Annotated in this window: 23 protein-coding genes; 17 read left to right on the plus strand and 6 right to left on the minus strand. The window is 56.9% G+C overall.

The features are described from left to right. Nucleotides 1-279: 279 nt before the first annotated feature. The gene (locus tag AC1Z32_RS27195) at nucleotides 280-1602 is read left to right on the plus strand and encodes a PDDEXK-like family protein (protein WP_483481947.1); all 1323 of its coding nucleotides are present in this window, start codon (nucleotides 280-282) and stop codon (nucleotides 1600-1602) included. 602 nt (nucleotides 1603-2204) lie between these two features. On the opposite strand, the gene AC1Z32_RS27200 is transcribed toward AC1Z32_RS27195, so the two are convergent. Then, complete coding sequence (locus tag AC1Z32_RS27200) at nucleotides 2205-3749, minus strand: methyl-accepting chemotaxis protein (protein ID WP_483481948.1); 1545 nt, start codon at nucleotides 3747-3749, stop codon at nucleotides 2205-2207. A 1153-nt stretch (nucleotides 3750-4902) separates the two neighbouring features. Here AC1Z32_RS27200 and AC1Z32_RS27205 point away from each other — a divergent pair. The 6 genes from AC1Z32_RS27205 to AC1Z32_RS27230 all read left to right on the plus strand — a co-directional run bounded on the left by AC1Z32_RS27205 (nucleotide 4903) and on the right by AC1Z32_RS27230 (nucleotide 10044). Continuing rightward, entirely contained in the window at nucleotides 4903-6087 is a 1185-nt protein-coding gene (locus AC1Z32_RS27205) for a porin (RefSeq protein ID WP_483483323.1), read from the plus strand. Between the two features lie 339 nt (nucleotides 6088-6426). Then, complete coding sequence (locus AC1Z32_RS27210; RefSeq protein ID WP_483481949.1) at nucleotides 6427-6747, plus strand: DUF4148 domain-containing protein; 321 nt, start codon at nucleotides 6427-6429, stop codon at nucleotides 6745-6747. Nucleotides 6748-6850: 103 nt separating this feature from the next. Beyond that, nucleotides 6851-7078, plus strand: coding sequence for a DUF4148 domain-containing protein (locus AC1Z32_RS27215; RefSeq protein ID WP_483481950.1), 228 nt, complete (start codon nucleotides 6851-6853; stop codon nucleotides 7076-7078). A gap of 167 nt (nucleotides 7079-7245) precedes the next feature. After that, nucleotides 7246-7932 carry a response regulator transcription factor gene (locus tag AC1Z32_RS27220; RefSeq protein ID WP_483483324.1) on the plus strand — a complete coding sequence of 229 codons (687 nt, stop codon included), beginning with the start codon at nucleotides 7246-7248 and terminating at the stop codon, nucleotides 7930-7932. 25 nt (nucleotides 7933-7957) lie between these two features. Continuing rightward, entirely contained in the window at nucleotides 7958-9358 is a 1401-nt protein-coding gene (locus AC1Z32_RS27225; protein WP_483483325.1) for a sensor histidine kinase, read from the plus strand. An 11-nt stretch (nucleotides 9359-9369) separates the two neighbouring features. After that, entirely contained in the window at nucleotides 9370-10044 is a 675-nt protein-coding gene (locus AC1Z32_RS27230; protein ID WP_483481951.1) for a response regulator transcription factor, read from the plus strand. A 157-nt stretch (nucleotides 10045-10201) separates the two neighbouring features. Here AC1Z32_RS27230 and AC1Z32_RS27235 read toward each other — a convergent pair whose 3' ends face one another. Further along, nucleotides 10202-10447, minus strand: a complete 246-nt coding sequence (locus tag AC1Z32_RS27235) for a DUF4148 domain-containing protein (protein WP_483481952.1) — start codon at nucleotides 10445-10447, stop codon at nucleotides 10202-10204. 338 nt (nucleotides 10448-10785) lie between these two features. Here AC1Z32_RS27235 and AC1Z32_RS27240 point away from each other — a divergent pair, with 338 nt between their 5' ends. Beyond that, complete coding sequence (locus AC1Z32_RS27240; RefSeq protein WP_483481953.1) at nucleotides 10786-11964, plus strand: porin; 1179 nt, start codon at nucleotides 10786-10788, stop codon at nucleotides 11962-11964. A 143-nt stretch (nucleotides 11965-12107) separates the two neighbouring features. On the opposite strand, the gene AC1Z32_RS27245 is transcribed toward AC1Z32_RS27240, so the two are convergent. After that, nucleotides 12108-13253, minus strand: coding sequence for a porin (locus tag AC1Z32_RS27245; protein WP_483481954.1), 1146 nt, complete (start codon nucleotides 13251-13253; stop codon nucleotides 12108-12110). Between the two features lie 328 nt (nucleotides 13254-13581). On the opposite strand from AC1Z32_RS27245, the gene AC1Z32_RS27250 reads away from it, so the two are divergent. The 9 genes from AC1Z32_RS27250 to AC1Z32_RS27290 all read left to right on the plus strand — a co-directional run bounded on the left by AC1Z32_RS27250 (nucleotide 13582) and on the right by AC1Z32_RS27290 (nucleotide 22557). Then, nucleotides 13582-13842, plus strand: coding sequence for a DUF4148 domain-containing protein (locus tag AC1Z32_RS27250; protein ID WP_483481955.1), 261 nt, complete (start codon nucleotides 13582-13584; stop codon nucleotides 13840-13842). A 66-nt stretch (nucleotides 13843-13908) separates the two neighbouring features. Beyond that, on the plus strand, nucleotides 13909-14832 hold the full coding sequence (locus AC1Z32_RS27255; protein ID WP_483481956.1) for a LysR family transcriptional regulator: 924 nt from the start codon (nucleotides 13909-13911) through the stop codon (nucleotides 14830-14832). Nucleotides 14833-14844: 12 nt separating this feature from the next. Further along, complete coding sequence (locus AC1Z32_RS27260; RefSeq protein ID WP_483481957.1) at nucleotides 14845-15525, plus strand: response regulator transcription factor; 681 nt, start codon at nucleotides 14845-14847, stop codon at nucleotides 15523-15525. Nucleotides 15526-15652: 127 nt separating this feature from the next. Continuing rightward, nucleotides 15653-18835: an efflux RND transporter permease subunit gene (locus tag AC1Z32_RS27265; protein WP_483481958.1), complete on the plus strand. Its 3183-nt coding sequence runs from the start codon at nucleotides 15653-15655 to the stop codon at nucleotides 18833-18835. After that, nucleotides 18825-20021, plus strand: coding sequence for an efflux RND transporter periplasmic adaptor subunit (locus AC1Z32_RS27270; RefSeq protein ID WP_483481959.1), 1197 nt, complete (start codon nucleotides 18825-18827; stop codon nucleotides 20019-20021). The genes AC1Z32_RS27265 and AC1Z32_RS27270 overlap by 11 nt, the downstream gene beginning before the upstream one ends. Beyond that, on the plus strand, nucleotides 20014-21414 hold the full coding sequence (locus AC1Z32_RS27275; protein ID WP_483481960.1) for an efflux transporter outer membrane subunit: 1401 nt from the start codon (nucleotides 20014-20016) through the stop codon (nucleotides 21412-21414). The genes AC1Z32_RS27270 and AC1Z32_RS27275 overlap by 8 nt, the downstream gene beginning before the upstream one ends. Nucleotides 21415-21491: 77 nt before the next feature. Beyond that, nucleotides 21492-21758 (plus strand): hypothetical protein, encoded by a 267-nt coding sequence (locus AC1Z32_RS27280; protein ID WP_483481961.1) that lies wholly within the window; start codon nucleotides 21492-21494, stop codon nucleotides 21756-21758. A 42-nt stretch (nucleotides 21759-21800) separates the two neighbouring features. Further along, nucleotides 21801-22175: a hypothetical protein gene (locus tag AC1Z32_RS27285; RefSeq protein WP_483481962.1), complete on the plus strand. Its 375-nt coding sequence runs from the start codon at nucleotides 21801-21803 to the stop codon at nucleotides 22173-22175. Between the two features lie 43 nt (nucleotides 22176-22218). Further along, the gene (locus AC1Z32_RS27290; protein WP_483481963.1) at nucleotides 22219-22557 is read left to right on the plus strand and encodes a hypothetical protein; all 339 of its coding nucleotides are present in this window, start codon (nucleotides 22219-22221) and stop codon (nucleotides 22555-22557) included. 160 nt (nucleotides 22558-22717) lie between these two features. On the opposite strand, the gene AC1Z32_RS27295 is transcribed toward AC1Z32_RS27290, so the two are convergent. From AC1Z32_RS27295 to AC1Z32_RS27305, 3 genes are all read right to left on the minus strand, one after another. Further along, complete coding sequence (locus AC1Z32_RS27295; RefSeq protein ID WP_483481964.1) at nucleotides 22718-23707, minus strand: amidohydrolase family protein; 990 nt, start codon at nucleotides 23705-23707, stop codon at nucleotides 22718-22720. Between the two features lie 97 nt (nucleotides 23708-23804). Then, a complete protein-coding gene (locus AC1Z32_RS27300) occupies nucleotides 23805-25115 on the minus strand; it encodes an MFS transporter (protein WP_483481965.1) in 1311 nt (436 codons plus the stop codon). Nucleotides 25116-25154: 39 nt separating this feature from the next. Then, nucleotides 25155-26381, minus strand: coding sequence for a porin (locus tag AC1Z32_RS27305; RefSeq protein WP_483481966.1), 1227 nt, complete (start codon nucleotides 26379-26381; stop codon nucleotides 25155-25157). Nucleotide 26382: the final 1 nt, after the last annotated feature.

A 26382-nucleotide genomic window follows, 5' to 3' on the forward strand; every position in this document is an offset into this window, starting at 1 on the left:
CATCCAATTCCGTCGCCGAGGTCGCCAGTCTGTGGTGGTCCTCCGGCCCGGCCAGGTCGTCATCAGTTCGCCGCGCGGATTAACGGTTCTCCGGTTCGCGACTCTGCGCGAGACCACCGCCACTTGATTGGAAAATTGCCAGCGTATCGAAAAAGTCGCACTGTAAGAGCAAAGGCGCTTTAGAATCTTGATTGCTAACAGAGCGACGACTCCAATCAGGCAGGTTGAGGCGGTGTCGCTTAGTTCGAAGGCACGCTATCCACGCCACAAAAAGTCAACATGACGCCACAAGAGCTATATTCTTTCCTCTCAGATTCGCGATTGATTGATTTGATTGAGCGCGTTAAGGTTTCGGACGATTTTCTTGATGTAGTTTCTCTTTCTGAGACCCAGCATTCGGATATGTTGGCGTGGTGCCTTCATCCCAATGAAGGTCATGCGCAGGGAGATGCAGTCTTGAAGGACTTCCTTACTGCCGCATATAATTCCGGAGCCGGCAAAAACAAACACGCGAACAAAAGCTTCTTTGCGCGATGGACGCCCGGAAAAATCAGAACTGCAAGCTTCGGATCTTCCTTTATCGCAAGGGAATTTAGTTTAAAAGTAGACGTTGAGAATAAGCGCGGAAGGTTGGACTTGTTTGTAATTGATCCTTTCAACAAGATAGTCGTTTCAATTGAGAACAAGGCCGGAGCGTCCCTTACGGAAACGCAGCTAAGCGCCTACTATTCAGCTGTGATAGAGCAGATCGCAAAGCGTTCGGTATTTAAAGATTTCGACTTCGCATTTATTGTTGTTGATCGAAATCTATTGGATTATTCGGAAGAGCATTTAGATGGGTTGGGTAATCGATGGGCGCTGCTGGATTACAACTGGCTCGAAGCGTCGGCTAATCGAGCGCGACGGCATATGGAGCGCAGCAATGAGGCGGCTCAACTTCTCATGGCGTATTGTCAGCGGCAAACGGGATGGCAAAGCGCGAACGAGAAGGTTGTCTCTGAGTTATCGGCAGAGCTTGCCGCTCATCATGAAACGGTCGTGGAGGAAATTCGGGCGATGAGAAAACTTCGTCCCACCGATTGGAGTCCCACTGTTTTCAACGGGTGCACTGGCGAGCTTCTTCTCTTTGTTCAACAGAATCGCCAGTTATGTGAACATCTCGTTCAGGCTCGAGGCATAGGGTCCGTTTTGACAGGTCTGCGCAAGGTTCTTCCAGATTTGTCAAACAACGAAATCGAGCAGGGTCGTACGTGGTTGCGTTTTTCAACGCGGAATATGCAAGCGCTTATGCGAAACGTCGATGGATTCTGGCCCATCTTCATAAATATTTTTCGTCAGTCAGCTCCCGACACTGAGAATTCGAAATTTACGATTAGGCTTGTTTGGGCGACCGAACACTTCCATGAAGAGTTTAATGTAGAGGCCCTTAAAGAGCATTTTTCAGAAAGCTTTCCCGAACTGAAGAAATTCGGAAAAAGTGCCTATCGACGGGTAATAATTCAACAAGGTCTGACTTCGTCGGGTGTAATACAGAAGGTTGCCGAGGTCGTATCGGAGGTCGAGTCACGTCTGGTCTCAGCGAGGCAGACCGGGATCGTTTAAAGGCGATAGATGGTGGACCTACCGAATCGGCGTGGCTTTCTTCTTCGCCACAAGGGAGTGCGAACTTGCAGATCTCAACGTTGCACAGCACAGTGTTCCTCGCGGAGGACTTTGTTCCCAATCCAACAAGTCGCGTGTCGCGACGCGTCTTGAGCGTACGCGATGTACGTCCGGTTGGCAGCGCGCCCGCAGTTCGCGCGCTCATCCAGCGGGGACCTCCGGGAGGCCGAGTAGCCGACCGCAGGTCAAAGGCTAAGGCTTTACGCGCGAGCCGGAAGGCCCATCGACTCTTGTGGGTAACGCGTGCCCTGCAAAGGCGGGTCAAATTTGGAACGCCGGCGATCCAAGGTCTGCGCGGCGTCCGCCACCCAAGTTGCCTTTCGCGCATTCGCGCGAGCGCGCCGATGATTGACCGGGTTGAGCATGACTCAGTTCGGGACTTGAGCCTTTGGGTCAATATTCCGACACGCTTAGAGCGGTGAAAGCACCCGAAGTCGCACACAGAGATTGGGCGAGGTATCAGAACTCTTATCAGCCAAAGCTTTCGACGACTCCTACTGATCAAAGCTTGAAATCGTCGGCTTGCCCCGACAGCGCCTCGTTCACACGACGCGGAATGCACTCACGGCTACGCGCAGCTCGTCCGCCTGCTCGTCGAGAGCGGCTGCAGCGGCTGCGGCCTCTTCCACGAGCGCTGCGTTCTGCTGGGTGACTTCATCCATCTGACCGACCGCGATGCCCACTTGCTCGATACCTCGACTTTGCTCGAGTGACGCGGTTGCTATTTCGTTCATGATCGTCGAAACGCGCTCGACTGCGGATTGGACTCGTCCCATCGTTTCACCGGCTTGCTGGACAAGTTCGGCGCCGGCCTTCACACGGCAGCCTGATGTTTCGATCAAGACCTTGATTTCGCGCGCGGCGGAAGCCGAGCGTTGAGCAAGTGACCGCACTTCGCTGGCGACAACTGCGAAGCCGCGACCGTGGTCACCGGCGCGCGCGGCTTCCACAGCGGCGTTGAGCGCAAGGATGTTGGTCTGGAAAGCAACGCTTTCAATCATTGATATGATTTCGGCCATACGATCTGCGCTTTCACGGATTTCCGACATCGTCGTGACCACATCGAGCACGAGCGCGTTTCCATCGTTAGCAACGCTTTGCGCCTCCTTCGCGAGCTCGCTCGCGCGCTCCGTGTTCTGGGAGTTCTGTTTGACCGTGGCGGTGAGTTGCTCCATGCTCGCAGCGGTTTCCTGCAATGAGGCCGCCTGCTGCTCGGTGCGCGAAGACAAGTCCATGTTGCCAGCCGATATCTGACGCGCGGCGTCGGAGATTGCGTTCGCGGACGATTTGATCGTACTGATTGTCCCGTGCAGATGTGACTGCATCTTGCTCATCGAGAAAATCAGGCTCGTTTCATCGTCTCGGGTCGACTTCAATGATGAGAGAAGATTTCCTTGGGCGATCTGATATGCGGCTTCTCGCGCATATGCTGGGTCGCCCCCGATCTCTCGGCTCACGCTGCGGATTATCCAGACGGCAAGAGCAGACGCTGCGCCGCCGGCGAGTAATAACTCAATTGCCTGCAAAATGAGCGCACGAAGGAAGGCGGCATGGATGTCGTCAACATAAGCCCCAGTGCCGATGATCCAGTTCCAGTCGCTAACCACCTGAACAGCAGATATCTTTGCGAAGTCCGTGGACTCACCAGGCTTCGGAGTGTTGGTGTTTACGTATCCGTGACCAGAGCGAACAGCGGCGAAGATCGCTTCAAAAATGAAGTTTCCCTTGGAGTCCCTCAGGTCCGCGACGTTCTTACCGACCATTTGTGGGCGAACCGGATTGAGTAGCATGACCGGTTCTCGAGTCGTCGCGAAAATGTACCCGTCTGTTCCATATCGGATATGTCCCAACTCTGATAGAGCCTGGTGCTGCGCCTCGCCGAGCGTCATCTGTCCTGTCGTGACCTTACCCTTGTAGGTGTCGATAACGTGGTTAGCCGCGTCGAGCACCGTATCAAGGAGATATTTACGGTCATTGAGCATCGTTTGGCGATGCTGAAGCACGCTCAGGGTGCTGATGATTGCGAGAGTGCACCATACGACCCCAACGAGGGACCATAGTTTGCGATGGAAGGAAAGACGGCTCATGGAATTACGATTCTCTAAAGTTCAGGCTAGTGCTTAACGACAGCGAAGCGACGAACTTGACTCAAAAATCTCGAGGCGACCCAAAAAGTCAACTTGAGTAATAAGGATGACGTACGACTGAGAATGCACTTGCCCAAATACGCCTTTTTTAAGGCACGGTTGCAGTTACCCAAGGAGAAGTCCGGGTGAGTCGAGACTGCCTTGGCAACTGCGGTTCATGCGAAACAGTTGAGTTTCTTTGCGCCTCCTGGCTGGCCAGAGCAAGAGGAGCCGTGCGAACTCATGTGATTTGCAGGGCAGGGCCCATGAGGGACGTGCAGCTCAAACTTGAACGAGTAACTTCGACAGTGTTCTTTGTAGCACTATATGGTCACTAAATGCAATAATGATGATGTGGCCCTGTTTGATTAGTGGGACCGAGTGTTGCGTTTATGCCAAAGACAGATTCTCATGGGGAGGAGGCTGCATCAGGGAGTTGACTGGCAAAATCAAGAGGGGCAGCCTTTTCCAGCAGCTCTTCATTCGAGTTATGGCCTTCCAGTCAACAGATTTACCGTGGCATGCGCTCCGCACTCGTTGCGCGCGGCTAGGGTATGTACCAAGATGTAAATGCGTTTTGTGTAAATAAAATGCACGACGTCGAAGTAGAAATCGCGTTGAAGCGGCTCTTCAGTATGTCCACGAACATGTAACGTGTTAGTCGATACCGCTGTCGCAACGAGGGTGTCTCACTTGCGGCTACGTGGAGTGCCCTGCTGGAAAACACATAACGAAGAACGCTGATAAAGAGGGGAGCCATGGGTATGGGAAAGTTGTCTCTTAGAATACCTGGAACGATGTCCGGACCTTGCACAGCGCGGCTACGCACTGAGAGGAATGGGCTATAGGGCAGCGCGCCCTTGTCACCTCACGTACGACGAGCAAGGCCGAAATGCTCGGATTGCGCCCCTTTGTAGTCTTCGGACTGCCTGCGCCCCCTCACTGGGGCTGTTGCCGGTAGGTATCCGGGCAAGTTCACAATTTTCTGCACGTGCCGCGTCCAAGCGACGCGCTGATTAGTGCTACTAATTCGCTTGTAAAGGAAATGCTGTACTTCGACTTGACGAAAACACTTATTAAGAGGACAGAATTGAAGACACGTCAGAGCTACGATATGAAGAGGTCGCTTCTTGCGCTTTCCGCCTTCGGGATGTTTGCCGGTGTGGCGCATGCGCAAAGCAGCGTTACGCTTTATGGCATCATCGATGAGGGCTTCAACTACAACAGCAACATGAAGGGCGATCGTTCGTACGCCTTGCAGAGTGGCGTGATGAACGGAAGTCGTTGGGGCCTGCGCGGAAGTGAAGACCTGGGTGGTGGTTTGAAGGCGATCTTCGTACTTGAAAATGGCTTCGATGTTAACAACGGCAAGTTGGGCCAAGGCGGCCTTCTTTTCGGTCGTCAGGCCTTCGTCGGCATCTCGAGTAGTGCATTCGGCTCCGTAACGTTGGGCCGTCAATACGACGTAATGGCGGACTTCGTCGCCCCGTTTGAGTCGGGTACGCAGTGGTCCGGGAACATTGGTGCGCACCCGGGAGACCTCGACAATCTGAACAACACCGTTCGCACGAACAATTCGGTCAAGTTCAAGAGCCTTACCTACAATGGACTTTCATTCGGCGGCATGTATAGTTTGGGCGGCGTAGCAGGCGACGCAACGCGGAACCAGGCATGGTCGGTGGGCGCTGGCTACGTCAATGGGCCTCTGGCTTTGGGCGTAGGATACATGAATGTCCGAAACCCGAACGTAAGCTTCTTTGGTAATGCTACATCCGGAACGGCGTCGGCGGCGACTGCGAACTCTTCGTATCCCATTTACAGTGGCTTCCTGTCCGCGCATACGTATCAAGCAATCAGTACTGGCGGCGCTTACACTATTGGCGCTGCGACACTTGGATTCACCTATTCGAATGTTGCCTTCAAAGGCCTCGGTGATTTGAGCTCTGGACCCAATCCGTCTCTGTATGCCGGGAGCGTCCACTTCAACAACGTCGAAGCGAACTTCAAGTACCAGGTCACCCCGGCACTCATTGTTGGCGTGGCATACGACTACACGAATAGCAGTAAGGTCTCGGGTGGCCGTGGGACCAACGATGGCGCGACGTATCATCAGGGGATGCTGGGGGTCGACTACTTCCTCTCGAAGCGAACCGACGTATACCTCCAGGGGATCTATCAGAAGGCATCCGGTACGGATTCTAGAAATCTCCCAGCGGTTGCGTCCATCAACAATCAGTCTTCGCCGTCCAGCAACGATAAGCAAGCACTCGTGCGGGTAGGTATCCGCCACAAGTTCTAAAACCCGCCGTATATGAAGGCTGCCGTCGAATGTTCCACGGCAGTTGATGGCTTTATCGCCTAGGGTGAGAAGTCGCCCGATGCGCCAATCAACGGGGGGCGGTTCGATGGTCGGGCCGCGCCCCCCCCGGCTGAATACGACGACATGGACCGGCACGTCAGTCGTCGCTCTTTCCGGCTTCGACCGGAGAGTAGATGGCCAATGCGAACCGCTTCCTAAAAAAGTTTTCATCAAGTTTTAGATTTCCCGACAATCGAGCATTGCTAATCTTCTCCCGTCACCTGATGCAAACGGTGCCGAACATTTCCCAGCAAGTTGGTGAACCTCAGGAGAAGAAGCATGAAGCATGTTCCCGTAGTCCTCGGTGGCCTAATCCTAGCTTTTGCGAGCCTCTCGGCCAATGCGGCCACGCCGCACCTCACCCAGGCCGAATGCCACGATTACCCGTTCGTGAAGCTGAACCACGAAGTGACGCACAAACAGCTGATGCAGGAGATGAGTGAGCTGGAAGCCGTCGGTTACCAACCCAGCGGCAGCGAGCCCGACTACCCGCATGACCTCAACGTCGCCGAGCGCAAGCTGCACAGAGAGTATCAACGCGACTGCGCGGGCCCCTCGGTCGCCGCCACTCAAACGCCGGGCAGTTCGAGCGCCAATTGAGCATCCAGCTCGAATTCTAAATTTTCTTTCATGAAACATCAGATGTCGCGATGTTACGGAAGCGTTACGCTTCTCATCGCGACCTTGAAAAAGGAGCAAAGGAATGAAGTCACTTTTCATCGCAGCCGGTCTGCTGTCCTGCCTTTTGAGCAACGCCGCCTTCGCGCAGACTGTGCAATCAACTAAGGCCACGCAGGCGTCGACCGACATATCGTGGAAGGCGCCGGCATCTACGCTGACTCGCGCTGACGTTCGACGTGATCTCGTCCATGCCGAAAAAGATGGGCAACTCAAGTACCTCGATTCCACGCTGTATCGAGGAGGTCGTTAACGAACAGGATGCTGTTCACAGTGCGTCGACTCGCCACGCCCGCCATGGAACATCGAAGCGTGCGACTCGGCCAACCGCTTGCCCCCGCTTGTGGCATGATGGAAAGTCCACAAATTCTGGGTCGCGCCGAGGGTTGGTTGACGAGCGGCGTCCCCGATAGAGAAACGATGGCAACCCGCGTACTCACGATTGAAGACGACCCGCTCACCGCGCATGAAATCGTGACGGAACTTCGCAAGGCGGGGTTTGAAGTGGACTGGGTTGACAACGGCACGGACGGCCTTGCGCGCGCAATTAGCGGCGACTTCAGTCTCATCATGCTGGACCGCATGTTACCGGGTGTGGATGGCCTCACGATTCTCACGACTCTGCGTACCGTCGGCGTAGAGACGCCTGTTCTAATGTTGAGTGCGCTCGGTGACGTCGACGAACGCATTCGTGGATTGCGCGCAGGCGGGGACGACTACCTTACGAAGCCGTTCGACCCCGACGAGTTGGTCGCACGACTTGAAGTGCTTCTGCGTCGAAGGAAGGATGTGCCGGTCCAAACGGCAACCAACCTGCAAGTCGGGCCGCTCACGTTGGACATGATTACGCGCAACGTGACGCGAGACGGTGTAGAAATCTCGCTCCTTCCTACCGAGTATCGAATTCTGGAATTCCTGATGCGGCATGCGGGGCAGACTATCACCCGTACGATGCTCTTTGAAACCGTATGGGGATATCACTTCGACCCTGGGACCAATCTGATTGATGTGCATATGGGCCGGCTTCGGAAAAAGATCGACAGCCCGGGCACGCCGCAGTTGATTCAAACCGTCCGGGGGGCTGGCTATGTGTTGGTCGACCAGTAACAGCTAACTTACCTTGTCTCGAGCTATCAAATCCGCCGCGCCAGTACAGGTTGGGAGAGGCTGGCACACCACCACCTTCAAGTGGCTCTCGGTTTACGGAGCCATCTTTTCGTTGTCGGTCATGCTCCTAGTCGGCTTCATCGGATGGTCGGTCACTACACGCATGCAAAATGACGCCGATGCTATTCTGCATTGGCAGCTCTACTACTTCGAATCTATCCCTAGTCAGGACCTCCCGCTGTCTATTCATCGTCGACTCGAAGGCGAGCACATGCATGTCAGCTATTTCGGCCTGTTTGCGTCGGACGGGTCAAGAATAGCCGGTGACATTGAGGCGATTCCATCAGGTCTCGAACTCGACGAGTCGGGCCACACGTTGGGCGGCAAGCTGAAGGTTCGCGGTGAGCGAACGCCACCGGTGGTCCGTGTCTCGGCAGCGCGTCGGCCGGACGGCACTGTCCTGGTGATAGCCCGCGACTTAACATCCGTGCTGCGTCTGCGAGAAGTTACCATGAACACACTGGTGACAGGCGGTCTGTTCTTCCTCGTCGTCAGCATCGCAACGGGACTCTTATTAAGCGTCCGACAGATGCGACGCGTTCGCGACATCCGCAGAGTCACTCAGCGGATTGCGGAGGGAGACTTGAATCAGCGTCTTCCTATAGGTGGTCGCGATGAGCTCGACATGCTTTCGCACCTGGTCAACCACATGCTCGACGATATCGAGCGCCTGATGACCGAGGTCAAAGGGGCGTGTGACGGTATCGCTCATGACCTGCGCACGCCGCTCTCCCACATTCGGACGTTGCTCGCAAACGTCGCGTTGCGTACGGAGGGCAAGGCAGACGAGGAAATACGCGGCATGATTGACGACGCCCGAATTGAGACTGACCGGCTGCTCGAACGATTCAGGGCAATGTTGCGCATCTCTGAGATTGAGTCGCTCAAACGGCGAAGCGGTTTTGCGTCGGTCGACCTTGCATCGCTCGTGTACGAACTAGGGGAGTTGTATGGTCCGCTCGCGGAAGACCGTGGAGTTCGCTGGAGCGTGAGGGTGACGCCAGTGGACAGTGTCAACGGCGACCGCGCTCTGCTTTTCGAAGCCTTCAGCAACATTCTGGACAACGCTATCAAATTTACGCCTGTCGGCGGAGAAGTGGAGATCTCGTTGAGCACCACCTCTCAAGGTCCGAAACTCGTCATCAGCGACACAGGACCAGGAATATCAGAGGCTGAGCGAGAAGCGGTCCTCACTCGCTTTTACCGGGCCGACAAGTCTCGTCATATCCCAGGGTCGGGTCTCGGACTAAGTATTGTCTCCGCCGTCATGCACCTTCATGACTTTGTGCTCCGAGTCACTTCCAACGAGTCGTCGAGCACTGGAACCTCGATGTCGTTGGAGTGCTGGCCGCACGCCCTGGACTGACGGAACCTCCTATGCGCGTCCTACTTGTTTCGCCATCTCGCGCAGAACACGCGTTTTTGCACAAAGCGCTTCGCGAAAGCGCGCATAGCGTGCAGTGTGCCGATGACCTTCGTGATGGACTCTTCCTCGGCTCACTCGAAGCATTTGATGCGGTTATTATTGTCGCCGTTGGGGAGGATGTGTATGAGACCCTCAACAAACTGTTGCCTGACTTCGCACAGCTGCCAGGCTCACCGTCCGTCATTACGGTATTGGGCGGAGCAAGTGCGGGGGAAAGGGCGAAACTGCTGCGCTCTGGCGCCGACGCCTGTTTCGTCGCGCCGTACTCGTTCATCGAACTCCAAGAGCGCATGAGAGCTTTGCAGCGCGGCTCTACAGGAACGAGCAGCGAGGCGACCGAGGGAACAATCCGCTTAGAGCCATCGACTCGAGAAGTCGTTGAGGGCAGGCTTCGCCTCCCTATAGGCAAGCGCGAATTTCTTCTCATGGAGTGTTTGCTTCGACAGGCGAACTTGCCCGTTCCTCGCGATCAGCTCATCAGGTATGCATGGCCGGAGAAGGAATCAGTCGACCCTGCGAGCGTCAATCTCGTCGTCGCGCGACTTCGAAAAAAGCTCCAACAACATGGTTTCGCGGCGCAGTTGGAAACCGTGAACCGGTTTGGTTACCAACTGCGCTCGTCGTAGAGGCCCGTTCTAATTTCCGAAGTAGGGTGTGCAGAAGTCGGGCGGTCCGACACAGTCATTGGAGGCAGATTGCGTCGTCGCGCATCCCGCCAGGATGCCAAACACAAACGCTATGCTACCGAGCGCGCACGCGCGTCGAATTCGTCTAGTCATCTGTTTAGCCGTGCCAGTAGAGCGTGCGGTCAACGTGGTCCAACTGACCATTCTTTTCGGCGCGGACCATCTCCTGGTAGACCTCCGCACGAGTCTTGGGTTGGACCTTCACACCATACTGCGGCGCCCAGTCTCCGCCTTGCGTGGTCGGGACGGGCTGAGCGATTGTGGGCGCGGGCGCCGACGCTGCATAAGAAGAGACGCTGGTCGCACTTGCAGCCAATGCGATGACGATTGATATGCCTTTCATGGCGAACTCCAGTCTTTTAACTCGGGGCGGACATCAGTTTCGATGACCGTGAAGACAGCATATCGAACCGAGTTTTTCGAAACGGCATCAAATGATGAAGATGATTTCATGACGGAGCTAGCAAGCTATCCTGCATAGGGAAGCAGAGTCTTACTTAAAAGAAATCGCATCAACAACATAAACGAATCATCATCGTTAGCCTTTGTTTTCACACTGAACAGTAACGCGGCCTCCCTACAGTACGGGTTCTCGCGTGACAGGCCTGGTGGCTGAGCCTGACACATTTCCTGCGTGACGCAGGCGCGAAAGGACAGCCTCCATTCAAGAGACCGCTATTGATGAACAAGACGTTAATCACCGCAGTGGCCGTAATGGCCACTTCGATTTCACATGCCGCCTTTGCCCAGAGCAGCGTGACGCTTTACGGGGTGCTCGACACCGGCATCGACTATATTTCCAATCAGGAGTCGAGTGGGCAGGGGCATCCTGTTTGGGGCATGCAAAGTGGCAATTTGAGCACCAACAGATGGGGCTTGAAGGGCTCGGAGGACCTCGGTGGAGGCCTTTCTGCAATCTTCAATCTCGAAAACGGCTTTAACATCAACAACGGCAAGCTCGCAAACGGCGGCGATGAATTCGGCCGTCAGGCGTGGGTCGGCTTGTCGAGTTCGCAATACGGCACGGTCACGCTGGGTCGACAGTACGACAGCATGGTCGACTTCGTGGCACTGCTCTCGGCGACCGGCTCAGGCTTCGGCGGCAATCTCGCGGAACATCCGTTCGACAACGACAACTTGAACAACAGCGTTCGCATGAACAACGCGATTAAGTATCGCAGCGCGAACTATGGTGGTCTTGTCTTTGGCGGTGCATATGCATTCAGCAACGCGCCGGGCGGATTTAGCAGCAACAACGCCTTCACGGCAGGCGGGTCGTACACTAACGGGCCGCTCAGTCTCGCCGCCGCGTACTTCCAGGCTAACCATCCGGGCGGCGTGAATACCCCTGCCAACCCAGGAGGGGCTCTGTCGAGCTCCGATGGTGACGCGGTCCTTGTCGGAGAACGCGAGCGCATGATAGGTGCTGCGGCTCGGTATGCAGCCGGACCCGCGACGGTCGGCTTTGTCTTCACGCGCTCGATGTTGGAATCCCCTGCAGAAATCGCGCAAGGCGGTGGCTATCACACCCTTAACGGCGACAGGCTCACGTTCAACAACTATGAGCTGAACGCCAAATATATGATGACGCCCCAAGTCAGTCTTGGGGGAGCATACACGTTTACGGATGGCCGCTTCGATACGACCGCAGGCAAGCTATCGCCGCGCTGGAACTCGTTCATGCTTCAGGCCGATTACTTGCTCAGCCGCCGGACGGATGTGTATCTCGAAGGCGTGTATCAGCATGCCACCGGCGCATCGGGCGTAGCACCGCTCGACAACGCTGGAATCTACTCGTTCGCACCGTCGTCGAACGGCAAGCAAGCAGTGGTAGCGGCTGGAATTCGTCACCGCTTCTGATTGATGCGGTGAGTTAGCAGTTCGTGGTGTGAAATTTTCCCAGGAACCTAAAGCTCCGGTTCCTGGGTTTTTTCGCCTATGAAAGATAGACGCGCGACCTCCTTGCGGAGGCCACGCCGAACTCGCAAACGAAGGCTGCGGACTTAGAAGCGGTGCGTCATCCCAACGCGATAAACCATCTGATTTCCGCTCGAGGACGTTCCTGCCGACCCGACGATATACGCGTTGTCGAACGGCAACCCAGTTTCGCCATCAGCGTGTTGATAAGCGCCTTGCAGATAAACAGACGTACGCTTGCTGACGTCATAGTCGAGCATCATCGAGACCTGATTCCACTTAGGCGTGTGGTGACCGGTCGTCGTGGCTACATGCGCCGCCGTGAAGGTGTAAGCGGCTGCCAACCAGAAGTCAGGCGTGAAGAAGTATTGACCGTTGATTTCGTAGTTGTCGAACTTCCACGAATCTTGCGAACCTGGACTCGGCTGGGCACTGAAATATGCATTCGAGGTGGGTTCATAGACGTCAACATGCGAGTAGGCCAACGAGACGACTGCGTTGTTTGAGAATGTGTACGACAGCCCCGCGTCGATGTTTTGCTGCGAATCTGCGGCGAACACGCTGGTGCCTGTCGAGATTGCGCCGGACGGGGTAGCGCCACCTGCATTGGTCTTCATGTAAGCGACGGCGGCCGCAAAAGGGCCCATTTTGTATGAGCCTGCGGCACTATACATGCGGTTGTTGGCAAATCTACCCGCTTGATTGCTGAAGCCGTACATGGCCTCTCCGGTGAAGCCGGCCACCGTTGGGGAGACGTACTTCACCGAATTCTGAATGCGATAGTCCCAGTCGGCGTTGTCGTTGTCATATGGATGCGCCGACAGGTCACCGATGATGTTCCCTGCTGACGTGAAACCGCTCCACATATCGACAGTTGGGTCGTACTGCGTGCCCATCGTCAACGTACCGAGTTGCTTAGATGACAGGCCAACGTAGGCTTGGCGACCAAATTCGGCTCCACCTTGGCCGGGCTGACCATTGTTGACATTGAATCCATTCTCCAAACGGAACACGGCGGACACACCACCGCCGAGGTCTTCACTGCCTCGGATTCCCCATCGGCTCCCGACTGTATCTCCGCTGACCAACTGGTAGCCGCGATTTCCATGCGCGTTGCTCGTGAAATTCAAGCCTTCGTCAATCAGACCGTACAGCGTGACGCTGCTCTGTGCATGCGCGACACCGCAAATTGCCAAAGCGGGCAATGCCGCAGTCAACATAGTTTTCTTCATGGTTTCTACCCCAAGCGAAAGATTAGCTAAAGTGCGCGACTGCCGGCGCCTGCTGTAGGCAGGCTGACAAGTCTCGTAAGCGCGGAGGGCAGATTAAGGAACCTTTAATCGGCAGCGTTCAAAAATTCAGAAAGACTGAATTGCACGAAACGATGATGCGGCTGACTCAAAAAGAGGCTTAGCGAGCGGGGTTGGATGGTGAATCCTCCAGATTAAAAACTCTTCATCTTTTTCACGCAGTCGCTATACACGACCGCCTCTAATCTTTCCAAACAGACAGCGAGCAGTTCGCGTGCTGCTGGATAAAAATACTCTCAAGGAAAGATTCATGAAAAAGCTCGTTCAAGTTCTCGTCGCTGCGGCAATGGTTTCGTGCGTCGCACCCGCGTTCGCTCAGTCCAGTGCGACGCAGGTTCAAGGCTCTCCCGTTGCCGCCGCGCAGCCGGCCGCTGGGGCGACGACCGCTGGTGATTGGCAACCGAATCCGGGCCCAGGCAAGACGCGGGCACAGGTCTATCAAGAACTCGTGCATGCCCAGCAAGACGGTCAGTTGGCTTACCTGAATCGTACGGTGTACGCGCACCACTGAGGCGCTATGAGGCGTCTTGTTGCCACGAGACGCCGAGCTTCTTAAATCAACGCGAGGATTGAAGTTGTGAATCAGCTACAGGCAATGCGCGTGTTCATGCGCGTGGTCGAACTTGCTAGCTTCAGCGCTGCCGCGCGGCAACTCGGGATGTCTGCTGCTGCCGTGACGCGCAGCGTCATGACTTTGGAGGCGCATTTGAACTTGCGCCTGCTCAACCGGTCGACACGCCATCTGTCGCTAACCGATGCCGGGCAGCTGTACATGGATGGGTGTCGGGAAATTATCGAGCAGCTCGATGTGATGGAGTCCAGCCTCGTGCGCTCGACCCGTGAGTTCAATGGAACGTTGCGGATATCTACATCGAGCACCTTCGCGGTGACTGGTCTGTGTGGCCTTCTCGCGGCGTATCGAAACTTCCACCCGCGCATATCTTTTGATGTGACAACCAGCGACACGCCGTCAGCTCTGATTGAGGGTGGATTTGACGTCGGCTTCTCGGAAGAGCCGCATATGCCTGACTCGGCATTGATTTCGCGCCAGCTGAGGCCGTTCAAACAAATCGTGGTTGCCTCTCCGAGATACCTTCAGAAAAACGGTGCGCCCACAAGTCCGACTGGGCTCGCCACGCATCATCTTCTTGCGACATCTTGCGGCGCGAGTAAGACGTGGAAGTTCACTGACGGAGAGGAATCGTATCGTGTGCCCGCAGGCTCAGCGCTTCAGGCCTCGAGCAATACGACCGTGCGTTCCGCAGCGCTTGCGGACATGGGCGTCGCAATCTTGCCCGTCCCGCTGGTAGAAGAGGACCTTGCGAAAGGGAATTTGCTGCCGATTCTCGGCCAGTATGAAATCGCCGACGGTCAGCGGCAGGTATCCATCCTCTATACCGGGAGGAATTACCTTTCCGCGCGCGTGCGGAATTTCATCGACTTCGTTGTTGACCAGTATCGCCCAACGTACAGTCAACCTGTGATGCGCGAAGCGGCTTGAGAAGAGTTCTCTATGTATAAGGTCCTATCCATCGAGGACGACGAACTCATGGTGAAGGAGCTGCAACGTGCCTTGCCAAGTCCGCGTTACAGCCTTCAGGTTGCTCGTTCGGGAAGAGAAGGGATGGCAATGGCGGTAAGTCTCTCGTTCGACGTCGTGACTCTCGATCGGATGCTACCTGACATTGACGGCTTGAAGGTCTTGACCGCCATGCGGGGAGTTGGAATGAGCACCCCTGTGTTGATAATCAGCTCTATGGATGAAGCTGATGAGCGCGTTCGAGGATTGCGTGCCGGTGGCGACGATTACATGACGAAGCCGTTCCTCCAAGATGAAGTGCAGGCGCGCGTCGACGGACTGCTCCGCCGAAGCAATGTCCGGGCAGCTCAGACGATTTTGCGCGTGAGCGGCATTGAACTAGACCTCGTTCGGCGGAGTGTGAGCTTCGACGGTCGGCCGGTGACTTTGCAACCGACTGAATTCCGCGTTCTTGAATTCATGATGCGCCACGCCGGGCAGGTGCTTACTCGAACGATGATTTTCGAAGGAGTCTGGGGCTGCAGATTTGACCCCGGGACGAATCTCATCGATGTTCACATCGGTCGATTGCGCAAGAAGATGCAAGAGTCCTGTGGCATCTCGATGTTCAAAACTATACGTGGTGCGGGCTACATGCTTGAGGACGGCCGCTGAACGGTTGTGTGTCAACAAGAGTGGAATTCTAAAACGAACTTCACTCTTCTTCCGCCGAGTTGTTAGCGCGCCAACGGCACACTCAACAACATCAGTGCCGTCAAGCGATTTTTCGGAGCAGTTCCCCATGTTGAAAATAGTCCGGCTGGCTCTCACCCGGCCCTACACGTTCATCGTGTTAGCGCTTTTGATTTTGGTTATCGGCCCGCTATCAATGCTGCGGACACCGACTGACATCTTCCCCGACATCCGTATTCCAGTCATCAGCGTCGTATGGAGTTACGCGGGCCTGCAGCCGGACGACATGGCCGGTCGCATCGTTACCTATTACGAGCGCTCGGTGGGGACGACGGTCAACGACATCCAGCACATTGAATCTCAATCGTTCCGTGGCTACGGCATCGTCAAGATATTTTTTCAGCCCACGGTGGACATTCGCACGGCGACGGCCCAGGTCACCTCGCTTTCGCAGACAGTCCTGAAGCAGATGCCTCCCGGTATCACGCCACCCCAGATTCTCAACTACAACGCTTCGACGGTGCCGGTCATTCAGATCGCCCTGACCAGTGACTCGCTCAATGAGCAACAAATCGCCGACTACGCAACCAATTTCATTCGGCCGGCGTTGCTCAGCGTTCCGGGCGTCGCCATTCCGACGCCGTATGGCGGAAAGGTTCGGGAAGTCCAGATTGACCTGAATCCCCAAGCGCTGCAGTCCGACGGGTTGTCCGCCGTTGACGTCGCTAACGCGCTTGCGAAGCAGAACCAGATTATTCCCGCAGGTACGGAAAAGATTGGCGACTACGAGTACAACGTCACTCTGAACAACAGCCCGCTTGCCATCAACGAACTGAACAACCTGCCCATCAAGACTGTCGCTGGCGCCACTATCCGAATTGGCGACGTCGCGCACGTTCGCGATGGCTTCCCGCCGCAGACGAACGTCGTGCGCCTCGACGGTCACCGCGCGGTGTTGATGAGCGTGCTCAAGAATGGCTCCGCGTCCACGCTCGACATCGTTGCCGGCGTCAAAGCCAAGCTTCCGCTTATCGAGCAAACACTGCCGCCGAGTCTGAAGCTCATCACGATGGGCGACCAGTCGGTGTTCGTGAAGGAGGCCGTCAGCGGCGTCGCGCGTGAGGGCATCATCGCGGCATCGCTGACTTCACTGATGATTCTGCTGTTCCTCGGAAGCTGGCGCTCGACGCTCATCATCGCGTCATCGATTCCGCTCGCCGTGCTGGCAGCAATCGCAGGGCTGTCCGCAATGGGCGAGACGCTCAATGTCATGACACTCGGCGGATTGGCGCTCGCGGTCGGTATTCTCGTCGACGATGCGACGGTTACTATCGAGAACATCAACTGGCACCTGGAGCATGGGAAGCCAGTCCGGCAGGCCATCCTGGACGGTGCTGCACAGATTGTCGGCCCGGCTCTCGTCTCGCTGCTCTGTATCTGTATCGTGTTCGTTCCGATGCTGATGCTGAACGGTATCGCGCGATTCCTTTTCGTGCCGATGGCTGAGGCCGTGATTTTCGCGATGGTTTCGTCGTTCATTCTGTCGCGGACGTTCGTCCCGATGATGGCGCAGTACCTGCTCAAGCCGCACGTTCACGGTGAACAACATCGCCCGACGAAAAATCCGTTGGTCATTTTCCAGCGGGGTTTCGAACATCGCTTCGAGAATGTTCGCGACGTCTATCGCACGGTGCTCCACACCGCGCTGAATTCTCCGAAGCAGTTCGTTGTTGGTTTCCTGGTCGTGGTCGTGGTGTCGTTCGGTCTTGCGCCGTTCCTTGGTCGCAATTTCTTCCCTGATATCGATTCGGGGGAAATCGCCTTGCACGTGCGCGGTCCCATCGGCCTGCGCATTGAGCAGACGGCCGCTCTTTTCGACCACGTCGAGGGAACGATTCGCCGGACGATTCCGCCGGACCAGTTGACTAGCATGGTCGACAACATCGGTCTACCTGTCAGCGGTATCAACCTGACTTACAACAACAGCGGCACGATGGGGCCCGCCGATGGCGACATTCTCATTTCGTTGGGGGAAAACCACAGCCCAACCGCTCAGTACGTGAAGAAGTTGCGTGAAGTTCTGCCGCGCGTCTACCCCGGCGTCACGTTCTCGTTCCTGCCTGCGGACATCATTTCGCAGATTCTGAACTTTGGCGCCCCGGCTCCCATCGACATACAGGTGGCCGGCCCCAACCAACAGGGTAACTCGGCCTTCACGCGCGAATTGCTCAAGCGCGTGACGCACGTGCCGGGAATCGCCGACGCACGAATTCAACAGCCGACAAACTATCCGCAGTTCTCGATTGCCGTCGACAGAACGCGGGCTGACGAACTTGGCATCACCGAGCAGGACGTGACCAATGCGGTTGTGGCCAACCTGTCCGGGACAAGTCAGGTCGCGCCGACGTATTGGCTCAACCCGAAGAACGGAGTGAGCTACCCCATCGTCGCGCAGACGCCGCAATACCTGATGAACTCCTTGGGCTCGCTCGACAACATGATGGTCACTGGGTCGGACGGACGTTCGCAGATTCTCGGCGGCATTGCCACAGTTAAACGCGGTATCGGTGACGCGGTGGTCTCGCACTACAACATCCAGCCGCTCTACGACATCTACGCGACGCCCCAAGGAAGCGACTTGGGAGCGGTGGCTTCAAAAATCAATGCGATTGTCCATCAGATGCATAGCCAACTTCCGAAGGGCTCGAGGGTCACGGTGCGCGGCCAGGTTCAAACCATGAACACGGCATTCAGTGGGCTCGGCTTCGGATTGGCAGGGGCGATTCTCCTGATTTACCTGCTCATCGTCGTGAACTTCCACTCATGGGCAGATGCGTTCGTGATTGTGACGGCACTCCCGGCGGCGCTAGCCGGCATCGTGTGGATGCTCTTCATCACTCATACGCCGCTATCGGTGCCAGCACTGACGGGCGCGATTCTCTGTATGGGTGTGGCGACCGCGAACGCGATTCTCGTCGTGAGTTTTGCACGGGAGCGGCTCGCACACCTGGGTGACTCCTTCCTGGCGGCGATGGAAGCAGGCGCTACGCGGTTCCGCCCGGTGCTGATGACGGCCCTCGCGATGATTATCGGCATGCTGCCGATGGCTCTGGGTCTGGGCGACGGGGGCGAGCAGAATGCCCCGCTTGGCCGAGCCGTGATTGGCGGCTTGATTTGCGCCACGGTGGCGACGCTGCTTTTCGTGCCGGTCGTGTTCAGCATCGTCCATCGCAACGACAAACTCTCTCAAGAAACTCTTCCTTCCGACACGGAGGCAACTCATGTCCACTGAAACCAGCGGTCAACCGCACCAGCATGGCCCCAGGAAGCTGCGACACCTGAAACTCATCTGCATCGTCGCGCTGCTGGTGGCAGCGGGAGTTGCAGCGGAAGGTATCGTCAGCCGTATGCATTCAAACCGGGCGCTCACGAGCTGGACTGATGCTCAGGCAATTCCGACTGTCCGGGTGGTCAAGCCGCAATTGCCGAAAAGCACCGACGACGTGGAATTGCCCGGCCGACTCGACGCGTACGTGAACGCGCCAATCTACGCGCGCGTTTCCGGCTACCTGCATGCGTGGTACGCCGACATCGGCACGCATGTGAAGGCTGGTCAACTGCTCGGGCAAATCGATACTCCTGACCTCGACCAGCAGCTTCAACAAGCGCGAGCCGACCTTGCAAATGCCATCGCCAACGAAAAGTTGGCCGCGACGACCGCTCATCGCTGGACTCAGATGCTCGCGCAGGACTCGGTGTCGCAACAGGCAACAGACGAAAAGACCAGCAACCTCGCGGCGAAGGAAGCGACTGTGCAGGCAAGCCGTGCGAACGTAGCTCGCCTCGAGGCGCTCGAGTCCTTCAAACGCATCACAGCGCCATTCGATGGTGTGGTGACCGCCCGTAAGACCGACGTCGGCGCGCTGATCAACGCCGGCGGCGGCACCGGACCAGAGCTCTTCGCCGTGACGGATGCCCGCAAGCTGCGCGTCTATGTGAACGTGCCACAAAGTGATGCCGCTGCAATCAAGAGCGGCCTGACAGCATCTCTCACTATCCCGGAGCGCCCGGGCAAGACTTTTGAGGCTCACCTCGTCGCCAGCAACGACGCTATCGCACCGCAGTCGGGAACCATGCTCGTGCAGCTGTCGGTTGACAATTCGGACGGCCAGCTCATGCCGGGCGAGTACGCGCAGGTCCGCTTTGCATTGCCGAGCGATGGCCACGCACTTCTCGTTCCGGCCAGCGCGCTGATTTTCCGGACTGACAACGTCCAAGTCGCCGTTTTGGGTGCACAGAATCACGTCCACCTGCGCGACATAAAGATTGCGACGGACCTTGGCAGCACGGTACTCATCGGTTCGGGCCTTCAGCCGAATGACCGTGTCGTTAACAACCCGCCTGACTCGCTCGCCGATGGCGACGTGGTACATCGGGCGGACGCGAAGATGGCGGCGTCGGAGGGTAAGCATGCTTAAGCGTGGCATTGTCGCATGCGTGGCTGCAGGCATATTGAGCGCGTGCTCATTTGCCCCTCCATATCATGCGCCAGAAACCGCCATCCCCGCGATCTTCAAGGAAGCGGGGCCTTGGCAGCCGGCGAAGCCAGCCGACCGCATCGCCCGAGATGGCTGGTGGAAGGTGTACGACGACCCAGTGTTGAACGACCTGGAGGCGAAGGTCGACGAGGCGAATCCTGACGTCGCCGCAGCAGTGGCTCGGCACGACGAGGCGGAAGCGTTCGTGCAACAGGCACGCTCCGGCTTGTTTCCGACCATCGGGTCAGAGGCATCGGTCTCGCGGCAACGCCAGTCCGACAACCGGCCGTTGCGAGGTTCGAACCAGCCATCGGTCTACAACTCGGCCGACGTCGATGTGGGTATCGGTTACGACCTGGATCTGTGGGGCAAAGTCCGCAACGAGGTAAAGGCGGGTAGGGCGGGCGAGCAGGCGAGCGCCGATGACTTGCAGTCGTTGCGGCTGAGTTTGCAGGCGAGTCTCGCGGACCATTATTTTCAACTGCGAGGGCTCGATGAACGGACGAAGCTGCTCCAGGAGACTATCGTCACTTATCAGCATGCGTTGAAATTGACGGAGAGCAGACATTCAGGCGGTCTGGCATCAGGAATGGACGTTTCTCGAGCACAGACGCAGTTGGCTTCGGCCAAAGCGGCCGTCGATGACACGGCAGCCAGCCGCGCCTTGCTTGAGCACGCCATTGCGACCCTCACCGGTACGCCGGCTTCGAGCTTCTCGCTCGCAACTGCGACACCCATCTACGTCGTCCCGCAAGTTCCGGTTGGCGTGCCCTCGCAGCTTCTGCAACGTCGGCCGGATATCGCCGCTGCCGAACGGCGCGTTGCCGCCGCGAACGCGGATATCGGTGTCGCGAAGGCCGCATTCTTCCCGGACGTATCGCTCGGGCTCGACGGGGGTTACCAGAGCGACAGCTTCTCACCGTGGCTAGCAGCGCCGAACGAAATTTGGTCGATTGGGCCGCAACTCGTGTTCACGCTCTTCGACGGTGGCAGGCGGAGCGCTGCGGTCGCTAGTGCTCGCGCGAAGCTCGCGGAGAACGGTGCCAAATATCGCGAGACCGTCCTCACCGCCTTCCAGCAGGTCGAAGACGACCTCGCCCTGTTGCACCACCTCGGTGACGAGTCTAAGAATGAAGACGACGCGCTCGCTTCGGCGCAGTCGACGTTGAAGCTCGCGACGTCTCGTTACAGAGACGGGGCGGTGAGCTATCTCGATGTCGTTACCGCGCAGACGACAGAGTTGGACGCCCAAATCTCCTCTTTGGACCTGCGCACCCGACAGTTGACTGCCTCTGTTGGTCTGATCCAGGCGCTGGGCGGTGGCTGGAAGTGATTCGATTTCGTAGTTCGTACGTGCGAGCATCGATTCCCGGCGCTCGCCAACGGGTGCTCGCGCACCGGAGGAACACCATGCAGATTGCAACTTTTGACCCAATTGAACGACTTTTGATGGACTACATCAACCGGGCGCGGTTTTACGGGGTCGGCTCACGTTCCCATCGGGTCATCCTCGAATCGGCCGCCAGGATGCTCGACTCGAAACTCCAAGAGAACCCGCGCGATGTCGGAAGCCAAGCGCGCCTATGGGCGGTGCTAAACCGTGAATGGCTGCGCGAGACTCCCAGCATTCATCTCGCGGATGTCAAACCAGCCTATAGACAGCTAGGTGCTGCTTGACGCTCGGCGCCAATCACGAACTTTGTTTCGGACGATAAATCTATGCAAGTGCCTTTGTCTATCGATGCCGAGCAGATTGACGGACGACGCCGAATCATCATCAAACTCGGCGAACGCGAACTCCGGCTCAACGGGGACGATGCGGAATTCTTCCTTGAGCGCCTTATTCAGGCAAGAGCAGCGATGGCTCCGCCTGTCCGAAAGGAGTTGTCGAGAACGGAAGAGCATCTATTGGAGATGAATCCATGCTGGCATGTAGCGCCTTGCCCGTCCCTTGATGGCGCGATCATGCTCGTACGCGACAGCGGGCAGGGGTGGACCGGGCTATTTTTGCCTCAGACCTCGCTGGGTCGCTTTGTCTCATGCATTCAAAGCTTCCTAGAACTCCCCGAGCATCCTCGGATGCTGCTTCAGTAGTTGCGGGTTCCTTGAATGCCTTTAGCCGTGGAGCGCAGACCAAATGAACAATCGCGTCGACTTTGAAATCGCCAGTGACGACCAGTCCGACACACTTCTGATCCGCATTGAAGATTCCTTCGCCGCTTTGAGTGCGGGCGAGGTTTCGGAACTCGTCGACGTTCTGGCAAACTTGCGGACTTCGGTGCACCCGGAAGTATCCCGCGAGCCGTCATCCGAGCGTCAATATATTGTGGAGACGTCGCCCCAGTGGGAGTTCGTTCAGAACCCGCTTTTCGACGGTCTGATTTTCTTCTTTCGACACAGTGGAGCGGGCTGGCACGGCTTTGGTTTTCCGAGGGGGAGTTTGGCTCAGCTGTCAGAGGCTTTGACGGCGGCCTAGTTTTACGCCTGCTGGGGGGAGAAACATCGCGCGATCGTCTGTTTCCATCGCCTGGGAGGCGACTTCGAGATGTCTTTCGATCGCCTCCTCACGCGAGTACAAGAGGTAAGGCAACGAGGCAGACGCAGTCGCGGGTGCGATCCACCTGTCGCCTTTGACATCAAGTCCTGGTAGCGCCGAATCCGAAAAGACGCGATGGGTTATCTACAAGCAACTTCTGTCGGTCGAGCCTGCTGTTAGCCCAGTTTTTCACCAACGAAAAGTTCTGACCATCGTCCTCGACTCGGAATTCTTCGATATCGGTGAGCTTCGCTTCGGCAGGTCGCTCCGTCGTTCCCGTATGAGGCCAGTCCGTGGCCCACACGACTTGGTTTGGAGCTGCATCGACGAGGGCCTTTCCAATGCTCTTTGAGTCCGGGTACCCAGGCTTGATCTTCGAAATCCGGTAAGGCGCAGAGAGTTTAACGAACACCTTCCCGCTCGCCATCAAGCCTGTCAATGCAGTAAAACCTTCCTGCTCCGGTCCCTTGGCCGCCTTTGCAAAGCCAAAGTGGTCGAGCACGACCTGGTGCGGTTGCGCTTGTATGCGCGGCGCTAACGAATCGATTACTTCCAACGCTGCGAATATTTGGATGACCGCCTGGCGGCCACGCAGCGTTTCAACCGTGTCCATCAGACGCCGATACGCATCTTCGGAATTACGGTCCTTTCCTACTTCTAGGTTGATCCGCAGACCTCGGACACCTGCGCCCAATAAATCGTCGATCTGCTGCGCAGAGAACGACTTATTAATGACCGCAATACCTCGAGCAGTTGGCCCCAGTTGCTTCAAAGCGTCGAGAAGGCAACTATTGTCCGTCCCGTACACACTAGGCTGAACAAGGACGGTCCTCTGAACGCCGATGGCAGCATGGAATCGGCGAAGGTCACTTACCGTCGCAGGCGGGGGGGTATAGCGACGCTTAGGGGAGTAGGGGAAATGTTCGGGGTCGAAAATGTGGCAGTGGCAATCAGTCGTACCCTCAGGAACTTTGAATGTGAGCGGCGAGATGTGGTCAAGCGACTTGCTGAGTGCGCTGGCGGAGTAAAGGAACGGCACGGCACCAACGGTAGCGCCTGCGGAAATCAAAAATTTGCGACGTGACAGCAAGGAACCCTCCATATATACGGTTTTAGTTTTCAGGTATGACTCGACGCGAGGAGTGGCCGGCGGCGTTGCGCGCACGGCCACAATTCATACGGAACGGTTACTCGTCTTTGACGAAGAAGCGAAGGGAGAAGGTGAGTGCCGTGGACAGCAGCAACATGCCAGCCATACCGAGCATGCCCATGGCAAACGAACCGGTAAGGTCTTTGAGCCAACCCACCATGAATGGCCCGGCGAAGCCGCCGAACGTGCCGACCGAGTTGATGAACGCGAGGCCGCCCGCTGCAGCTGCTCCCGAGAGGAAGCGGGTCGGGATGCTCCAGAACACCGCACGCGCCGTCGTCACGCCAATCACAGCGATTGTGATTCCGATCATCGCGGGCCAGAACTCGTTAAACAGTGCCGCGATAACCATGCCCACGGCCGCGAACAAACAAGTCAGGAGCAGATTAAGAATCTTCTTGCCACTCTTGTCGACCGCTCGTGCCCACGTCAGCATTGCAATCGTGGCGAAGATGTACGGAACCGTCGAGACCAGGCTGATCGCCGTGATGCTCAAGCCATGTGCCTTGAGAATCGTCGGCAACCAGATGCCAATGCCGTAAGAGCCGAGCACGAAGCCGAACTGGATACCCGTCAAAATCAGCACCCGTGTGTCCTTAAGTGCGGCGCCGAGGTTCTTCTTCTCCTTCTCGCGGTGCTCCGAGGCGAGCGCTTTGATCAGCGCGTCACGCTCAGCGGCGCTCAGCCAGGACGCCTGCGAGGGATTGTCACGAAGCATCACCAAAACAATGATGCCGATGATGGAGGCCGGCAAGCCCTGACAGATGAACATCCATTTCCAGCCCGCAAGGCCGAGGAATCCGTTCATGTTCAGCAGAAGACCCGAGAGCGGACCGCTGAGAATCGACGACACCGGCACACCCACCATGAACCAGGCGAGCATACGGGTGCGATATTTGGCGGGAAACCAGGTCGCCAGGTAGAAAGTGACACCGGGAAAGAAGCCCGCTTCGGCGACGCCCAGCACGAACCGGAAGAAATAGAAGCTCTTCGGTCCGACGGCAAGCGCCGTAGCAGCCGCTGCCAGGCCCCAAGTAATCATGATCCGTGCGAGCCATTTCCGGGCGCCGTAGCGGTACAGCATCAGGTTGCTCGGCACCTCAAGAAGGCAGTAGCCCGCGAAGAGAATGCCCGCACCCCAGCCGAACTGGGTCGCAGTCAAGCCAAGGTCCGCATTCATGCTCAGCGCGGCGAAGCCGACGCTCGTTCTATCGATGTAGTTGAAGATGAACGCGAGCGTCAGAAGAGGGAGCAACCGCCACGCGGTCTTCGATACAGCGAGCCGCTGAAGTTCCTCTTCGTCTGGCGAAACGAGCGTTGCGGGATGTGTAGGTGCAGCGGAAGTCATGGCTTGTCTCCGGCCAAATACAAAATCGAGATTTATGTTTTAGAACTTGTGTCGGATACCCAATCTGACGGCAACCTGGTTATTCGTGGTCGATGGCGTCATGCCGGTGATGGTTGCAACGGCAGGTTGGTTCAGCGAATCGGTGCCGCTCGCATGCTCGTACACTGCGATGGTGTACACATCCGTGCGCTTTGACAGGAAATAGTCAGCACCGACGCTGGCCAGTTCATATTTCGCACCATCGTGGCCAGTCGCGCCCACGCCCTTGGTATAGTCAAGGGCCGCGCCCAAGAGAAGAGCAGGCGTGACCTGCCATTTCGCGTTTGCTTCCACGTTATGGAAGTAGGCAGTGCCCCGGTACCCGAATGGATTCGGTCCGGACGAAGAGCCGAGATCCTGGAAACGCGTGTTTGAGTATGCGAGCCCAAGGGTCGTCGGCCCGATCGCATAGGAGGCTGCTACTGCTGCGATTTGCAAGCTCTTAGCGGAAGCGTAACCCGCGTAAATGGGGTTGCTCTGCGGCGACGTGGGAGAACCAACGGAACCTAGGTTATTAGTGGTAGCCGGGCCTGCGTTGGGGTTGGAGCCATAGAACGACGTGTTGGGATTGGCTGCGTTCAAATAACCTGCGCCGATTGAAATCGGACCGTTCGCATAACCCGCGCCAACCGACCAGATTCGATTCGTGCCAAACGAACCTGCCACTCCGCCAAAGCTATAGAGGGCACCGGCCGTGAAGCCACCAACGGTCGGCGACGTATATTTAACCGAGTTGTTGATCCGACGCGTGTTAGAGGCGTTGTCAAGGTCGCTCGGATGCTCAGTCATGTAGCCGCCCCACTGAGGTGCTGCGAGCAACGGCGCATAGAAATCGACCACTTCGTCGTACTGTCGACCGAGAGTGACTTTGCCGTACTGGTTCGTCGAGATTCCGACCCATGATTGGCGTCCGAATTCCGCACCGCCTTGGCCCAACGTGCCGTTGTTCGCACTGAAGCCGTTCTCGAGCAGGAAGATGGCCTTCATACCGCCGCCGAGATCTTCCGCGCCCTTCAGACCCCAGCGGCTACCTTGAATACCACCGGTCCCACCGTCCATGACGGCCCATTGATGTCCGCCTTTGAAGCCTGTGGCGGTCTTGGCCGTTTGAGCGTTGTTCAAGTAGTTGATACCGATGTCGACGATGCCGTACAGCGTGACGCTGCTTTGAGCATGAGCCGACAGGCACGGTACCAGCAATGCAGCCGGTGCGAGCTTTTTGAGCATT

It is taken from the genome of Caballeronia sp. 11_S32, from assembly GCF_056930355.1.

Bases quoted from the DNA above. Each gene is read 5' to 3' on its own strand.
- AC1Z32_RS27285 (WP_483481962.1), top strand. From the start codon at position 21,801: ATGCAAGTGCCTTTGTCTATCGATGCCGAGCAGATTGACGGACGACGC.
- AC1Z32_RS27195 (WP_483481947.1), top strand. From the start codon at position 280: ATGACGCCACAAGAGCTATATTCTTTCCTCTCAGATTCGCGATTGATT.
- AC1Z32_RS27215 (WP_483481950.1), top strand. From the start codon at position 6,851: ATGAAGTCACTTTTCATCGCAGCCGGTCTGCTGTCCTGCCTTTTGAGC.
- AC1Z32_RS27280 (WP_483481961.1), top strand. From the start codon at position 21,492: ATGCAGATTGCAACTTTTGACCCAATTGAACGACTTTTGATGGACTAC.
- AC1Z32_RS27290 (WP_483481963.1), top strand. From the start codon at position 22,219: ATGAACAATCGCGTCGACTTTGAAATCGCCAGTGACGACCAGTCCGAC.
- AC1Z32_RS27300 (WP_483481965.1), bottom strand. From the start codon at position 25,115: ATGACTTCCGCTGCACCTACACATCCCGCAACGCTCGTTTCGCCAGAC.
- AC1Z32_RS27305 (WP_483481966.1), bottom strand. From the start codon at position 26,381: ATGCTCAAAAAGCTCGCACCGGCTGCATTGCTGGTACCGTGCCTGTCG.
- AC1Z32_RS27205 (WP_483483323.1), top strand. From the start codon at position 4,903: ATGAAGAGGTCGCTTCTTGCGCTTTCCGCCTTCGGGATGTTTGCCGGT.
- AC1Z32_RS27230 (WP_483481951.1), top strand. From the start codon at position 9,370: ATGCGCGTCCTACTTGTTTCGCCATCTCGCGCAGAACACGCGTTTTTG.
- AC1Z32_RS27245 (WP_483481954.1), bottom strand. From the start codon at position 13,253: ATGAAGAAAACTATGTTGACTGCGGCATTGCCCGCTTTGGCAATTTGC.
- AC1Z32_RS27250 (WP_483481955.1), top strand. From the start codon at position 13,582: ATGAAAAAGCTCGTTCAAGTTCTCGTCGCTGCGGCAATGGTTTCGTGC.
- AC1Z32_RS27235 (WP_483481952.1), bottom strand. From the start codon at position 10,447: ATGAAAGGCATATCAATCGTCATCGCATTGGCTGCAAGTGCGACCAGC.
- AC1Z32_RS27270 (WP_483481959.1), top strand. From the start codon at position 18,825: ATGTCCACTGAAACCAGCGGTCAACCGCACCAGCATGGCCCCAGGAAG.
- AC1Z32_RS27265 (WP_483481958.1), top strand. From the start codon at position 15,653: ATGTTGAAAATAGTCCGGCTGGCTCTCACCCGGCCCTACACGTTCATC.
- AC1Z32_RS27240 (WP_483481953.1), top strand. From the start codon at position 10,786: ATGAACAAGACGTTAATCACCGCAGTGGCCGTAATGGCCACTTCGATT.
- AC1Z32_RS27275 (WP_483481960.1), top strand. From the start codon at position 20,014: ATGCTTAAGCGTGGCATTGTCGCATGCGTGGCTGCAGGCATATTGAGC.
- AC1Z32_RS27220 (WP_483483324.1), top strand. From the start codon at position 7,246: ATGGCAACCCGCGTACTCACGATTGAAGACGACCCGCTCACCGCGCAT.
- AC1Z32_RS27260 (WP_483481957.1), top strand. From the start codon at position 14,845: ATGTATAAGGTCCTATCCATCGAGGACGACGAACTCATGGTGAAGGAG.
- AC1Z32_RS27210 (WP_483481949.1), top strand. From the start codon at position 6,427: ATGAAGCATGTTCCCGTAGTCCTCGGTGGCCTAATCCTAGCTTTTGCG.
- AC1Z32_RS27200 (WP_483481948.1), bottom strand. From the start codon at position 3,749: ATGAGCCGTCTTTCCTTCCATCGCAAACTATGGTCCCTCGTTGGGGTC.